This window comes from uncultured Peptoniphilus sp. (assembly GCF_946998875.1).
GTDB lineage: Bacteria > Bacillota > Clostridia > Tissierellales > Peptoniphilaceae > Peptoniphilus_A.
Genome location: NZ_CAMQAY010000004.1, coordinates 13,574 through 28,409, shown reverse-complemented (window position 1 = coordinate 28,409; position 14,836 = coordinate 13,574). Strand labels below are relative to the sequence as shown.

16 protein-coding genes are annotated in these 14,836 nt (G+C 34.2%); all 16 read right to left on the bottom strand.

The features are described from left to right. Positions 1 to 15: 15 nt before the first annotated feature. On the bottom strand, positions 16 to 618 hold the full coding sequence (locus tag Q0U74_RS02840) for a response regulator transcription factor (protein ID WP_297392592.1): 603 nt from the start codon (positions 616 to 618) through the stop codon (positions 16 to 18). Then, positions 590 to 2,155, bottom strand: coding sequence for a hypothetical protein (locus Q0U74_RS02835; protein ID WP_297392591.1), 1,566 nt, complete (start codon positions 2,153 to 2,155; stop codon positions 590 to 592). Before Q0U74_RS02835 ends, Q0U74_RS02840 begins: the two co-directional genes overlap by 29 nt. Positions 2,156 to 2,253: 98 nt before the next feature. Beyond that, the gene (locus tag Q0U74_RS02830) at positions 2,254 to 2,547 is read right to left on the bottom strand and encodes a hypothetical protein (RefSeq protein WP_297392590.1); all 294 of its coding nucleotides are present in this window, start codon (positions 2,545 to 2,547) and stop codon (positions 2,254 to 2,256) included. A 78-nt stretch (positions 2,548 to 2,625) separates the two neighbouring features. After that, positions 2,626 to 2,913, bottom strand: a complete 288-nt coding sequence (locus tag Q0U74_RS02825; protein WP_297392589.1) for a hypothetical protein — start codon at positions 2,911 to 2,913, stop codon at positions 2,626 to 2,628. Between the two features lie 55 nt (positions 2,914 to 2,968). Next, a complete protein-coding gene (locus tag Q0U74_RS02820) occupies positions 2,969 to 3,805 on the bottom strand; it encodes a 3-hydroxybutyryl-CoA dehydrogenase (protein ID WP_297392588.1) in 837 nt (278 codons plus the stop codon). Between the two features lie 10 nt (positions 3,806 to 3,815). Continuing rightward, positions 3,816 to 4,592 (bottom strand): enoyl-CoA hydratase-related protein, encoded by a 777-nt coding sequence (locus Q0U74_RS02815; protein WP_297392587.1) that lies wholly within the window; start codon positions 4,590 to 4,592, stop codon positions 3,816 to 3,818. Between the two features lies 1 nt (position 4,593). Beyond that, positions 4,594 to 5,781, bottom strand: coding sequence for an acetyl-CoA C-acetyltransferase (locus tag Q0U74_RS02810; protein WP_297392586.1), 1,188 nt, complete (start codon positions 5,779 to 5,781; stop codon positions 4,594 to 4,596). Positions 5,782 to 5,794: 13 nt separating this feature from the next. Then, positions 5,795 to 6,211, bottom strand: coding sequence for a MaoC family dehydratase (locus Q0U74_RS02805; RefSeq protein WP_297392639.1), 417 nt, complete (start codon positions 6,209 to 6,211; stop codon positions 5,795 to 5,797). Positions 6,212 to 6,278: 67 nt separating this feature from the next. Beyond that, positions 6,279 to 7,382 (bottom strand): non-hydrolyzing UDP-N-acetylglucosamine 2-epimerase, encoded by a 1,104-nt coding sequence (gene wecB, locus Q0U74_RS02800; protein WP_297392585.1) that lies wholly within the window; start codon positions 7,380 to 7,382, stop codon positions 6,279 to 6,281. Position 7,383: 1 nt separating this feature from the next. After that, entirely contained in the window at positions 7,384 to 8,412 is a 1,029-nt protein-coding gene (locus Q0U74_RS02795; protein WP_297392584.1) for a glycosyltransferase family 4 protein, read from the bottom strand. A 9-nt stretch (positions 8,413 to 8,421) separates the two neighbouring features. Beyond that, on the bottom strand, positions 8,422 to 9,048 hold the full coding sequence (gene upp, locus Q0U74_RS02790) for a uracil phosphoribosyltransferase (protein WP_297392583.1): 627 nt from the start codon (positions 9,046 to 9,048) through the stop codon (positions 8,422 to 8,424). 1 nt (position 9,049) lies between these two features. Further along, positions 9,050 to 9,481 (bottom strand): ribose 5-phosphate isomerase B, encoded by a 432-nt coding sequence (gene rpiB, locus Q0U74_RS02785; protein ID WP_297392582.1) that lies wholly within the window; start codon positions 9,479 to 9,481, stop codon positions 9,050 to 9,052. A gap of 8 nt (positions 9,482 to 9,489) precedes the next feature. Continuing rightward, positions 9,490 to 10,545, bottom strand: coding sequence for an L-threonylcarbamoyladenylate synthase (locus Q0U74_RS02780; protein WP_297392581.1), 1,056 nt, complete (start codon positions 10,543 to 10,545; stop codon positions 9,490 to 9,492). A 53-nt stretch (positions 10,546 to 10,598) separates the two neighbouring features. After that, positions 10,599 to 11,798, bottom strand: a complete 1,200-nt coding sequence (locus Q0U74_RS02775; RefSeq protein WP_297392580.1) for a M20 family metallopeptidase — start codon at positions 11,796 to 11,798, stop codon at positions 10,599 to 10,601. Between the two features lie 7 nt (positions 11,799 to 11,805). Then, positions 11,806 to 13,656 (bottom strand): LTA synthase family protein, encoded by a 1,851-nt coding sequence (locus Q0U74_RS02770; protein ID WP_297392579.1) that lies wholly within the window; start codon positions 13,654 to 13,656, stop codon positions 11,806 to 11,808. 125 nt (positions 13,657 to 13,781) lie between these two features. Then, positions 13,782 to 14,687, bottom strand: coding sequence for a lactate/malate family dehydrogenase (locus Q0U74_RS02765; protein WP_297392578.1), 906 nt, complete (start codon positions 14,685 to 14,687; stop codon positions 13,782 to 13,784). Positions 14,688 to 14,836: the final 149 nt, after the last annotated feature.

Sequence of the window (14,836 nt, the reverse complement as noted above, 5' to 3'; positions counted from 1 at the left end):
TTACATCAAAAATTTTTAAAAGGAATCAATGATTCCAAGATCCATAGCTTTTTTCATAAGTTCTTGGTAGTTATTGATGTAGAGCTTTTGATAAATTCGATTTAACATAACTGCAAGGGACCTCTCGGAGATAAAAAGTTCCTTGGCAACTTGACTTCTCTTTAAGCCTGAACAATAAAGTTTAACTATTTCAACTTCCTTTTCTGTCAACTTTTCTAAAATTTCCTTTTCCTTAAAAAATTTTTTATCATGAAGGTAGACTTCTCTTAATTTATTTCTAAGGCTTTCCATGTCCTCTTCCTTGGAGATGAAGGCATAGGCCCCAAGACTTTTTGCTCTTTCGCCATAAAAAAATAAATCATAGCCAGATAAAATCACTATTTTTATATTTTTGTCTTTACTTAAAATTTTTTCTGCCAAGTCTAAGCCGTTTAAAGATTCTTCAAAGCCCCTTAAGTTTATGTCCACAAGCAAAATATCATAGGACTTTAAAAAGTTTATGTCTTCTAAATTTTTCAAATCCTCTAATAAATCAATTTCAAAAAATTTATCTTTTTCCAAAAATTCCTTTAATGAACTTGCCATCATCTTATGATCTTCTATTAATAAAATTTTCATTTACAATCTCCTCTTGAATTGGCAGCTTGATAATAAATTCCACATAGGCTTGGTCTTTTGAATCTTTTTCTATCTTATCTTTAAGTATTAAGTCTCCCCCGTAAATTTTTAAGGTCTCCTCCATAAAACTGATGCCAGAGTGATTTTTCCTATTAAAATCTTCATCAAGGTAATCCTCAAAATTTTTAATAGTCAAAAATATTATTTCACCCTCAATTTCCAGCCTTAATTCAGAAAAATAGCCCTTGGAATGTTTGTAAAAGTTTGTGACCATCTCATGAATAAACTTATAAATTACCTTGTCATAGGGACTGGGCAGAAAAATATTTTTGTCGCAGTAAAATTCAAGGAGCTTGTCTTTGGGATACATTTCCTTTAAAGAATTTATGAGGTCTCTATAAATTTCGTAGTGACTTATTCCCTCTCTAAAGGCTGGCTCTATTAAATTTATTTTCAGCCTAATCTTTTTAATGAGACCCTTGTGAATTTCTAGGGACTTGCTCATATTTTTCTCATCTTCTAAAAACTTTTTCGACAAAATTATATCTTGCAAAATGTCATCGTGGAGAAAGCTCAGGCTTCTTCTCTCAAAATTTTCTGACAAATTTTTTGCCAATTTATTATTGTATAAAAATTTTTCGTAGGCTGACTTATTATTTGTTATCTTCCTAAATTTTATTATCAGCTTAATATTTGCCATATTTAAGGAAAAAATCATGGCAAAAAGAAAGGCTAACCTATAATTTTTGACAAAGCTTTCAAAAAATAGTGTGAAAATAATAATGAATATAAAGTTTATGGGATTCCTATAAAAATCAAAAATTACTTTTTTCAAATTTTTGTCCATGGAAACTATAAAGATTAAAATTGAAAGTTCCGCCACAAATAAAATTATAAATTCCCTAAGGTAAACATAAGTAAAGGTCTTTAAGAAGTTCATTAATAGAAATAAAAACAAGTAAATAAGGCTTATAATCCAGACATTGGAAAGCAACTTGTGACTATATTTTTTTATTTCTTTTCTATATGTAAGAACAAGAAATAGTGGAAAAACTGCAATAAAGAGCCTAGAAATTTTCACTAAGCCCATGTAAAAAGTACTGTTAAAATAATTAGAAATAAAGGCCAATAAAAAAATAATAAGGGCAAAATAATTAAAATATTTCCACTTAATCTCCTTCACCCTGCTTAAAAATATATAAAAATTATAAAAAATCAAAAGATAAATAAAGGACAGGCTGACTTCGGAAGTATATTTAAAATTTATTTTGTATCTATAGAGAAAAATATAGTCCAGCAAAATCCACAGAGAAAATAAAACCACTAGAGAGCTGTGATCTAGGAAAATTTTTCTGTCATCAGCTAATAAAAAAGTTAAAAGAGAAATATTATTTATAAGGCTTAGGGAGAATAAAAAAGACATTCCACTAAAATCTCTAAGCTTATAAATTTTTGCAGAATAAAATAATATGTAAAGCCCTATAAAAACATAGGCTATTAAAATACTTGCCCTCAAAATTTTTTTGTCCCTAGTCATATTTCCATCCCTCTCCAATTTTACTTAAGCCTGATTTTATTATATATTATTTTTAAATTTAAAAGGTCCTAAATTAATAGAACCTTTTGAAAAATTAATTATTTTAAAAAAATATATCCATCTTTTTTTACTCTTCCAAAATATTCACCATAATAAATATTTTTGTCCATTTTAACTGAGTCTGGATTGAATTTTAAGTCTCCCCTGTATCTTACCAAGCCCTTATTTGTCTTGTAAGTTATGTATTCAGGAAAGCTGTAGGCATCGTATCTCCTCTTTACACTTGTAATTTCCATTTCACTTTTAAAGCCGTTAAATAAAAATAATAGGGCTAAAAGAAGTAGACCTCCTAAAATTATCTTTGCACTTTTACTTTTTAATTTAGAAATCATAGAAACCTCCCAAATAATTTTATCTTTACCTTCATTATATTATTTCAAATTATTTTGTCAGTTAACTTTTGTGCAAATTTATTTGAAGCTAAAGGCTTCTGGTCTAATTGTGCCCCTGTATTCTGCGTAATACTTTTCAGAGTTTGGATCTTTTTTTATTTTATTTTCATTTAATTTTAAATCAACCCTATATTGGATTAAACCCTTTTTATTTTTATAGCTAATATATTCTGGGAAAATTCTTCCATAGCCACTTTTAACTTTTGTTATAGACTCCTCTCTTGGCAGTCCAAAAAATAAAAATAAAGTTAAGGTGGATAAAATTAAAATTGAAAGAAAAATATTTTTTATTTTAGCCTTTGTCATGTCATCACCTTATAAAAAAAGAGAAGGCTCTTGCCTTCCCTTAATCTTTTTAAAATTAATATTTGTAAAATCCTTCGCCTGTTTTTCTTCCAAGAAGTCCTGCTCTAACCATTTTCTTAAGAAGTGGATGAGGTCTGTATTTAGGGTCGGCAAATTCTGTATTAAGAACTTCCATAATTGCAAGAACTACATCAAGTCCTACTAAATCTCCAAGTGCTAGAGGTCCCATTGGGTGGTTTGCGCCAAGTTTCATTGCTGTGTCAATATCTTCTACTGATGCAATGCCTTCAGCGTAAATTCCAATTGCTTCGTTAATCATAGGAATTAAAATTCTATTTACTACGAAACCAGGAGCCTCGTCAACTTCTACTGGAGTTTTGCCAATTTCTTTTGAAAGTTCGATAATCATATCTTTAACTTTTGGATCAGTTTTCTTTCCTGAAATAACTTCAACTAGTTTCATGGCTGGAACTGGGTTAAAGAAGTGCATGCCAATTACTTTTTCAGGTCTTTTTGTTGCTGCGCCAATGTCAGTTATTGAAAGAGATGAAGTGTTTGATGCAAGAACTGTTTTTTCTTCACAAGTTTCGCAAAGTTCTGTGAAAATTGCTTTTTTAATCTTAGGATTTTCTGTTGCTGCTTCTATGATAAGATCGCAATCTGCTACATCTTTGATGTCAGCTGATGTTGACAAATTAGAAAGAGCTGTTTCCATTTCTTCCTTTGTCATTCTTTCCTTAGCAAGGTTTTTTTCATAACCTTTTTTGATTTTTTCCATAGCTTTTTCAAGAGCTTCTGGTGCTATATCTCTAACAATTACTTTGTGATATGGTGCAAGTACTTGAGCAATTCCTGCTCCCATAGTACCTGATCCTACTACTGCTATTTTCATTTTATTCACCTTATTTTCCTTTAAATTCAGTTTTTCCCTTATTTAAAAATGCCTTCATGCCTTCTTTTTGGTCATTTGTTGCAAAACATAGGCCAAAGTGAGTTTTTTCAATTTGCATTGCTGTATCTATATCTGTTTGAGAGCCATTTATTATTGATGCTTTAGAATATTCTACTGCTTTCGGTGCATTTTTTGAAATCTTTTTTGCCATTTCAACTGCTTTGTCAATTAATTCTTCAGGCTCATAAACATGATTTACAAGACCTATTTCCAAAGCTTTGTCCGCGCCTATCATTTCTGTAGTATAAATTAATTCCTTTGCATATCCTGGTCCAATTGTCCTAGAAAGTCTTTGTGTTCCACCAAAACCTGGTGTAATTCCAAGACCTACTTCTGGTTGACCAAATTTTGCCTTTGTAGATGCAATTCTAATGTCACAAGCTATGGAAATTTCGCATCCACCGCCTAGTGCAAAGCCGTTTACTGCTGCTATTACTGGCACTCTACATTTTTCAATTTCCATGAAAGTGTCCATGCCGAGTTTTGCAAAGTCATAGGCTTCACTGGCAGAAAAGTTTGCCATTTCCCCAATATCTGCACCTGCTACAAAGGATTTACCTGCACCAGTTACAATAATACATCTAACATCATCTTCTACATGTGAGAAGAATCTGTGAAGTTCCTTTAACATTTCAGAGTTAAGAGCGTTTAGGCTCTTTTCTCTATTAAGTGTCAAAAGAAGAATTCCATCACCTTTATTTTCAACAATTAAAAATTTACAGTCCATATTAGTCCCTTCCGACGATAAGAGCAGTTCCCATACCTCCGCCGATACAAAGTGTTGCTAGACCCTTCTTAGCGTCTCTCTTTTGCATTTCAAATAGAAGTGTAGTTAAGATTCTTGCACCACTTGCTCCAATAGGGTGACCAATTGCAATAGCTCCACCATTTACATTGACTTTATTGATGTCAAATTTCATAACTTGGTTAACTGCACAAGCTTGAGCTGCGAAAGCTTCGTTAGCTTCTATTAAATCAAGGTCATCTGCCTTAAGTCCTGCGATTTCAAGAGCTTTTGTAGATGAAGGAATAGGGCCAGTACCCATAATCTTAGGGTCAACACCAGCTGTTGCATAAGAAATAATATATGCAAGAGGAGTAACTCCAAGTTCTTTTGCCTTTGATTCTTTCATTAGTACAAGCATAGCTGCACCGTCGTTGATTCCAGATGCGTTACCTGCAGTAACTGTACCGCCGTCTTTTTTGAAAGCTGGTCTAAGTTTTGCAAGTCCTTCTTTAGTTACGCCATCTCTAATGTGTTCGTCAGTGTCAACAACTGTTACATTGCCTTTTCTATCTTTAACTTCAACAGGAACGATTTCGTCTTTGAATCTTCCTTCTTTTCTTGCTCTTTCTGCATTGTTTTGAGATCTTGTAGCAAGTTCGTCTTGCATTTCTCTAGTAATGCCATATTTTTCAGCTACATTTTCAGCTGTAATACCCATGTGATAATCATTGAAAGCATCCCATAGACCGTCTTTAATCATTGTGTCAACAACTTTTTTGTCGCCCATTCTTGCTCCCCATCTTTCGTTTGTAAGAGCATAAGGTGCCATTGACATTGATTCAGTACCACCAGCAAGAACGATTTCTGCGTCGCCAGCTTTAATAACTTGAGCTGCTAAACTTACTGCACGAAGACCTGATCCACAAACTACGTTAATAGTAACTGCTGGAGTTTTGATATCAATTCCTGCTCCTAGAACAACTTGTCTTGCAACGTTTTGTCCTTGTGCTGCTTGAAGTACATTACCAATGTAAGCTTCATCAACCATATCAGGTTTTACATTTGCTCTTTTAAGAGCTTCTTTTACTGCTACTACTCCAAGTTCTACTGCTGGAACAGTTTTAAATTGACCGCCAAAATCACCTACAGCTGTTCTTGCAGCTGATGCTATAACAATTCTATCTTCCATTTTTTCCTCCTTATTAGTCGCGTGGTGGCAATACTGTAGCCACACCGTCTAAAACAATTTCTCCCTTTTGATTTGTACAAGTTGTCTTGAGTTTTAAAATTTTGTCTTTAATTATCTCAATTGCTTCAACTTTTGCTGTAATTGTGTCTCCAATATAAACAGGTTTAGTAAACTTCATTTCTTGACCCATATAAATAGTGCCAGGTCCAGGAAGTTGCATGCCAAGAACTGCTGATACAAGGCCTGCTGTAAGCATTCCATGTGCAATTCTAGTCTTAAAAGCTCCCTTGCCAGCTTGAACTTCATTGATATGGGCAGGATTTAAGTCGCCAGTGATGCCGGCGTAAAGATATACATCTGTCTCAGAAATTGTCTTTGTAAATTCAGCAGTGTCGCCAATTTTAATTTCTTTTATAGTTTTTCCCACGATATCTACCTCCTAAAACTTCTAAATAAGTTATACCCATAATCTAGCTAGATAAATTAATATCCTAAAATTAATTCATCTTTTCTAGAATATCAACGATTTTCTTTGCTGCATGACCATCTCCATAAGGATTGACAGCCTTTGCCATTTCTTCGTACAATTTTTTATCATCTAATAAACTAATTATACTGTCATAGACATCTTGTGATGCTGTGCCTACAAGTTTAGCTGTCTTTGCCTCTACCCCTTCCATTCTCTCAGTCTCATTTCTAAGAACAAGAACTGGTTTACCAAGAGCTGGAGCCTCTTCTTGCACTCCTCCAGAATCTGTCACGACAAATTTTACTCTTGCCATGAGATTTGAAAAAGGCAAATAAGATAGAGGTTCAATGAGATGAACTCTGTCTAAATCAGAAAAATACTTTTTCGCAGTATTCCTTACAATTGGATTTAAGTGAATTGGAAAGACAATATCAATATTTTCTCTATCTAAGACCACTTGTCTTATGGCAGAAAAAATATTTTCCATTGGTTCTCCCCAGTTTTCTCTCCTATGTGCAGTTAAGAGTACTACATCTTTATTATAATCTAAATTGTTCAAAATTTCATCGTCAAATAGGAAATCTTCTTTAACTGAATACTTTAGTGCATCAATAACAGTGTTTCCAGTTATAAAAATATTTTTATCATCATAACCTTCTCTCAAGAGATTTTGTCTATTGGACTCTGTTGGTGCAAAATGATAATTGGAAAGCACTCCCGTTAGTTTTCTATTTGCCTCTTCAGGATAGGGTGAATACAAGTTGCCTGACCTAAGTCCTGCCTCAACATGACCTATCTTTATTTTTTTATAGAAGGCTGCAAGTGCTGCTGCAAATACTGTTGTGGTGTCTCCTTGCACCAAAAGTATGTCTGGCTTTAATTCATCTAAGATACCTTCTAAGCCCAAAAGTGTCTTTGTAGTTACATCTGTAAGAGACTGACCTTTTTTAAAAATATTTAAATCATAATCTGGCTTTATATCAAAAATTTCTAGGACTTGGTCTAGCATTTCCCTATGCTGACCTGTTACACAAGTGTATGACTCGAGATCTTTTCTTTTTTCGATTTCTTTTATAATTGGTGCCATCTTTATGCCTTCAGGTCTTGTACCAAATACAAATAATACCTTCAATTTATTCCTCCTTATTTTTTAGCATGCCTGCAGCTACTCCAGTAAAGACTATTATTAAAATAACTCCTATTGAAATAATAAGTCCAATGGATGAGTGGAACTTTGAAATTACATTTGCAAGTATGCCAAAGATTGCAGAAATGGAGTACAAAATCACAACTGTCTGTCTTTGATTTAGACCCATTTTTAAAAGTCTGTGGTGAAGATGTCCCTTGTCTGCTTCTACTATGGACTTACCTGATAATTTACGCCTTAGCATTGCAAAGGCTGTGTCAAATACTGGCACGCCTAAAATTACTACGGGCACGAAAATCATAAGTATTGCCGCTTGTTTAAGAAAGCCTGAAATACTTATATAGGAAAGCATAAAGCCAAGATATAGGGCTCCAGTGTCTCCCATAAATACTTTTGCTGGATTAAAGTTAAAGGGCAAAAATCCAAGGCAAGCTCCTGCCACAAGGGCGCAAACTAGGCTCACCTCATATCTTCCCATTTGATATGTTATAAAAAACATTGAAATTGCACATATCATAGAGACACCTGAAGCAAGTCCATCAAGTCCGTCTATTAAATTTATTGTATTAGTAATGCCGCAGACCCAAAAAATTGTAACTGGTATGGAAAGCATATTCAAAATAAGTAGTGCATCCTGTGAGTCAAAGGGGTTTGTGAAAAATTCTATTTTCATTCCACCACTTATTAGTATTATGGCTGCAAGGATTTGAAAGCCAAATTTCAACTTTGGACTTAAGTCGTACTTGTCGTCATAAAGTCCAGAAAGTGCAATTACAAGGGAACTTATAATTGCCAAAATAAGTGCCTTATCTGCCTTCAAAAAAACAAGCATTAAAATAGTCACACTTATTACCATTGCAATGCCACCACCTACAGGAATAGGCTTTTTGTGAACTCTTCTCCCATCCTTTGGCACATCTAAAAATCCCAATTTTTTGGCAAGCTTTATGACAAAGGGCATTTGCACAAAGGTCAAAATAAAAGCTGCAAAAAAAGGAACTAAAAAATTATACATATTAACCTCTTACTTCGTTCCAAATAATCTGTCTCCTGCATCTCCAAGTCCAGGTACAATATATCCATTTTCGTTTAACTTCTCATCAAGGGCAGCAATGTAAATTTCAACATCTGGATGAGCTTTCTCAACTGCCTTTAAGCCTTCTGGTGCAGCCAAAAGATTTATTGACTTAATATTTTTTGCACCATTTCTCTTTAATTCGTCAATGGCTTCTATTAGGGATCCTCCTGTTGCAAGCATTGGGTCCACAATAATCATTTGTCTTGCTGCTACATCTTTAGGTAATTTTGAATAATAGGTAACTGGCTTTAAAGTTTCAGGATCCCTATACATGCCAATGTGACCAACTCTTGCTGCTGGAATTATAGTAAGTAGACCTTCAACCATGCCAAGACCTGCTCTTAAAATAGGAACTATGCCAATTTTTTTGCCAGAGATTCTCTTTCCCACAGTCTTTGCAATAGGAGTTTCGATTTCAATGTCTTCTGTTTCTAAATCTCTTGTGACTTCGTAGCCCATTAAAGTTGCAATTTCATTTACAACTTGCCTAAATTCCATGGAGCTAGTTTCTTTTTTTCTAAGAATTGTCATTTTGTGATCAATAAGTGGATGTTTTATTATTGTGTATCCCATTTTATTCCTCCTCAATTTTATTTACTCTATTTATGTGTCTTCCGCCTTCAAATTTTTCATCTAAAAAGGCGTCTACTATTTCAAGAGCCATGTCATGGCCAATTAGTCTTGCCCCCATGGCAAGGACATTGGCATCGTTGTGGCGTCTTGCAAGCCTTGCAGAATAGGGCTCAGAGCAAAGTGCAGCTCTTATTCCCTTAACTTTATTTGCAGAAATTGAAATACCAATTCCTGAGCCGCAGATAACTATGCCAAAGTCCATCTTATTGTCTATTACTTCGTGACCAACTGCATGACCATAGTCTGGATAGTCAACTCGACCATTGTCAAAGGGTCCCATGTCCTTCACTTCAATATTTTTTTCTTCTAAGTACTTTATTAGGTCTTGTTTTAAATAAAAACCTGCGTGGTCAGAACCAATTGCTATTTTCATTTTTCCTCCTAAATTCTCATGACAACTTTTCCGCTACAAGCCTTCAAGAGTCTATTCATAATGCTTAGACCTATTCCCCTAAGTTCAAAACCCTCTGCGAAAATAATGTCTACATTTTCATCGTCGCATCTTCTAAGTGCGTCAAAAAGATTTGCCGCAACATCTTCAAGATTTTCTCTACTACCAAGGTTAATCAAAAGTTTTATATTTAAATTTTTGTATTCATTATAAGTTTCATCAGTTGCAAGAACTGCAATTTTTTTGCCCTTATTTTCTTTTATATTTTTTTTGATTTCATTGACAAGCTTATCTAGCCTTCCACCAAAACAAATTGCCTCTGCTCTTGGAGCATAGTGTCTATATTTTTGTCCTGGAGATTTTGGAATCTTACCACTTTTTGCATCAATTGTGGCATTGTCAATTGTTATATTTTCATCGATTTCCCTTAAATCTTCTAGGGTAATCTTTCCAGGTCTTAAAATCATTGGGGGATCCACTGTCACATCTAGTACAGTTGACTCAATGCCAACTACAGAGTGACCACCGTCCACAATTATGTCTACCCTTCCATTTAAATCTTCTATTACATGTTCCACCTTAGTTGGAGATGGTCTGCCTGACAAATTTGCAGAAGGAGCCGCCACTGGAAAGTCCACTGCCTTTAAAATAGCATGGGCGATTTCATTGCTTGGCTCTCTTATAGCAACTGTTTCAAGTCCACCTGTAGCTTCGTCTGGCACTATTTCAGATCTCTTAAAAATAATAGTGAGAGGTCCTGGCCAAAACTTTTCCATACATTTTTTTGCCACATCGGGAATTTCTGCAACTAAAGCATCAAGCTGCGAATTTTCTGCTATGTGAAGTATTAGTGGATTGTCGCTAGGTCTACCCTTGGCTTCGTATATTTTTTTGCAGGCTCTCTTGTTAAGTCCATTGCCACCAAGTCCATAAACTGTTTCCGTTGGAAGGACAACAAGACCTCCTTCTCTTAAAGTGTCGCTGATTTTTCTGAGATAAGTTTTATCCTTTGCATTTCCTTTAAATTTTATAATTTCCGTTTTCAAAAAAACACCTCTGTTCTTTACATTATACCAAGAACAGAAGTGTTTTTTAATACTTAATCCTTATTTAATTCATTGTGAGGGATAATTTTTCCACTTTTAATATTTTCTTTGAATTCTTTCATTATTTTTTCATAAACTTCATCATTTTTTAAAATTTCAAGACCAACTTCAACTATTGCTGCAATAACTTTTTTCATTTGACTAAAGGCATAGTCCGTCATTGTTGCATCTCTTAGCTCTACTGTGTGACCACTTACGCCCTCATCTGCAATTTTAAAGTAGCCATGAAGAGTTGGAATTTCGTGCGAAAAGTTTCCTGCATCAGTTGAGCCCTTGTTTAATTCTTCATCCCTTATCTCTTCGTCAAGATATTTTTCCATTTTTTCTCTTAAAACTTCGTTAAAGGCAAGGTTTCTCACTGTGTTGTCATTTCCCTTTTCATATTCAGAAATCTTAAGCTGGCAACCTGTGGCAAGAGCTGCTCCCCTTGCACAATTTTCTAATTTTTCTAAAATTTCTAAGAGATCTTTTTTCTCTGGACTTCTTGCGTAAAATCTTGAATCAGTGTAGTCAGGAATAATATTTGCCGCCTTGCCGCCATCCTTTATTATGCCGTGAATTCTCGCTCCGTCCTTAGTCTCTTGTCTAAGGGCATTTATGGCAGAAAATAAAACTATTTGCGCATCCAGAGCATTAATCCCCTTTTCAGGTGAATCTGCTGCGTGAGATGTTTTGCCAAAAAATTCAAATCTTCTTGTAGCAAGGGCAAGGGAATTTGGCGTAAGGGAATTATAAGAGGCTGGGTGCATTTCAATGGCAACATCCACATCATCTAATTCATGAGAGTTTGCAATTTCAATTTTTGTGCCGCCAACTTCTTCTGCTGCAGTTCCAAAAACTATTACGCGTCCGCCAAGATCATCTATTAACTTTGAAAGAACTATGCCTGCACCTGTTGCTGTTGCCCCTAAAACATTGTGACCACAGCCGTGACCAATGCCTGGCAGAGCATCGTATTCTGACAAGTAAGAAATTGTTCTTCCCTCTTTTTTTGAATCGTAAACTGCCTTAAAGGAAGTTGGACAGTCCATGTAGGGACATTCAATTTCAAAACCATGTTTTTTTAATAAGTCCATGTGAGCCTTGGAAGACTTGTATTCTTCAAAGCCAAGCTCTGGATTTTCGTATATAAATTTTCTAAGGTGGTCTAGGTCTAAAGAAATCTCTTCAACTATTTTTAGTATATCTTTCATAATTCACCTACTGATTTATTCTATAATACTCGTACTTTTTATAATCTTCATAAGCTTCCTTAGCCGCGCCCTTGACATCCTTTCTTGGATAAGTATTTACTCCGTCAAAGATAAAGTTTCTTGAAATAATTGGAAGTTTTTTTCTAAGCTCTGAATTGTAGATAAAGAAATTGTCTACTTTATTGTAATTTAACATGTCAAGAACCATTGAAGCAAGATAGTTGGCAGAAACTGCATTGCCATCTTGGATTTCAACATTTTCTCTATTTAAAAATGCCCTTCCACTTTCATTGGCAACTATTACATAAGGAGTTGAGTAAAATTCAATTTCCTTTTCCAAGTCGTCGTGAGACAATTTTATTCCAATTTCATCAAAGGCACTGGGATCATTTCCAAGACCAGGAAGATGGTCGCCATAAAAGACCATAATAGTTGGCTCATCTAGTGACATAATCATGTCGTAAACTTCACCAAGCATTATGTCCATGTCCTTTATTCCCAAAAAGTAGGAGCCAAAATTATTTGCAGCTTCCTCTGACAAAATGCTGTTGCACTGGTAAGGAAGATTTTTCCCATACTTGTCATAAAAATAAGGCCCGTGATTTTGAATATCTAAGCCGTAGGAAAAAATTGGCTCATCTGAGTTTTCTATGGCTTCTATAAATCTATTTCTAAAAATTTCTGAAAATTGTCTTTCAGAAACATAGCCACCCTTCATTTCAGGCTGGTCAATATTTTCTAAGAAAAAATTATCTTGAAAGCCAAGTTTTGGATAGACGTCTTGTCTTCCATAGAACCAAGCAAAGCCTGGGTGAAAGGCCATGGTCTTGTAGCCAATTGTGTTAAATAGGCTTGGCAAAGATGACACATCTCTTTTAATTGCATTAAAGGCAAAACTTTCATCAGGAGCACAGTCAATAGTTAAGGCTCCAGTTAAGACATCAAACTCAGTGTCTCCCGTTCCTCCACCAAAGGATGGAGTTACAATTCTTCCCTGCATGATGGAATTTCTCTTTAACTTTTTAAAATTGTGGTTGGGGTCATTTTCTTTGGAGAAAGAAAATTGCGGATTTTCTGAAAGATCGGTAAAGGCCTCTCCCATTATCCAAATGATGTTAGGTCTCGGATTATATTTTATTACAGAAATATCTTCGCCATGGTCAACTCTGTCTCTTTTTTCCATTTCCTTTTTATCGTAGCCTTCAGGAGGTCTTATAAAGGATTTTTTCAAGTTAAATAAAAAAGTGTAGTTAAATCCCTTGGAATTAAAGTGGTCTATTAGGTTAAATACATTTCCATTAAGAGGAAGACTGTTATAGATTTTGTCCCTTGAGTAAACAAAATTAAATAAAAGGGCTGATGAGATTAATATAGAAAGAATTCCTATTAACCTATCCTTTAGTCTTAATTTTTCACTTTTAAAAAACATTGAGAGAATAATTAAAATAAATAAACATCCCGCAAAAATTATTATAGATTTAATATCTGGTCTGTAGGAGTTTTGTGACATTTTAAGTGCCTCAAAGGATAGAGCAAGGTCTGAAACTCTAAAGGGTGCATTTCTATAAATTACCTTAGTTCTGTGAACTGTAAATAAGATTAAATAAAATAAGGAGTTTAGTATAAGGGCAAATCTTCTCCTGCCAAAAATTCCCTGAAATAAAATTCCTGTAAGAATTATTGGAATAATATTTAAAAGTAAAACTATAGGATTTCTCATTATTTTTTCCATAAAGGAAGCATCGCTTGGTGCCAAAAGTAACATGGCAAAAGTCAAAATAAGAGCAAATAAAATTTGACTGATAAAATCTATAGAATTAAAGCCTCTGGACTCACTATTTTTTTCTTTATTAAACAAATTATCACCTTCTAGTAGACAATTATATAATATTTTGTAAAATTTTGGAAAATTTTTTGTAAAAAAGCTCCTATTTCTATAAATTTAAGCAAAAATAAAAAGCCCCTAAGGACTTTTTATAAATTTTATTTTATTGGCAAAGTATTCTTTATTGTCTCAACAGACTTTTCCCACTTTTCTCTTTCTTCTTCATCTAAAACTAAGTCATAATGATCAAGAATACCATCTCTACCAACAAGAGCTGGATGACCAATGTAGCATCCGTCCTTTTCTGAATAAGATGAAACTGGTAAAATTGTCTTTGAATCTTGGAAAATTGCCTCAATTACTAGGGCAGTTGAGTTTGCAATGCCGTAGGATGTGTAACCCTTAGCCTTTATAGTTTCAAAGGCCCTAATCTTTGTCTCTTCTTCGATTTTCTTGCAAGTTTCCTTGTCTAAAATTTCATAAATTGGTTTTGTTGCTATGGAAACTTGTGACCAGGCAACGAATTGGCTGTTGCCATGTTCTGCAATTACATAGCCATCAACAGAGTTTGGGTCAATATTTAATTTTCTTGCAAGGGCATTTTTCATCCTTGCTGAATCTAAAATTGTTCCCGTTCCAATGACTCTCTCTTTTGGAAGCCCAGTAAGTTTTTGTAAATAATCTGCTATTACATCACAAGGGTTTGTAATGCTTACTATGATGCCCTTGAACTTGGATTCTTTAATTTTTTTGCCCCACTCTTCAGCGCAAGTTTTAGTATATTTAAACTCCAACATCCTGTCATTATTTTTTTGCAAAATTGTAATGTCTCCAGGAGCAAAGACAATTATGTCGGACTCATCTAAATTTTTTAAATTTCCTGCAGAAATATTTATGTGTCCGCTTCTATTTACATAACCATCAGATAAGTCGCTTACTTCTGCTTCAGCAAGTCCCTCTTTTTTGTCAAATAAAAAAAGCCTGTCGCAAAGAGATCTTTCAACAATTGTGTGGGCTACAGTTGCCCCAACATTTCCTAAACCTATTATAGATATTGTTCTCATTTTAGCCTCCCTATTTTTCTATAAATAATATAACACTTTTTTGTGGGATTATAAATTTTTTTCTCAAAGGAAATTTATTAAAAATAAAATATTTTAACTTTTCTCTTATAAATTTTATAAGATATTTTTAAAGTAAAAAAGACTGCCGA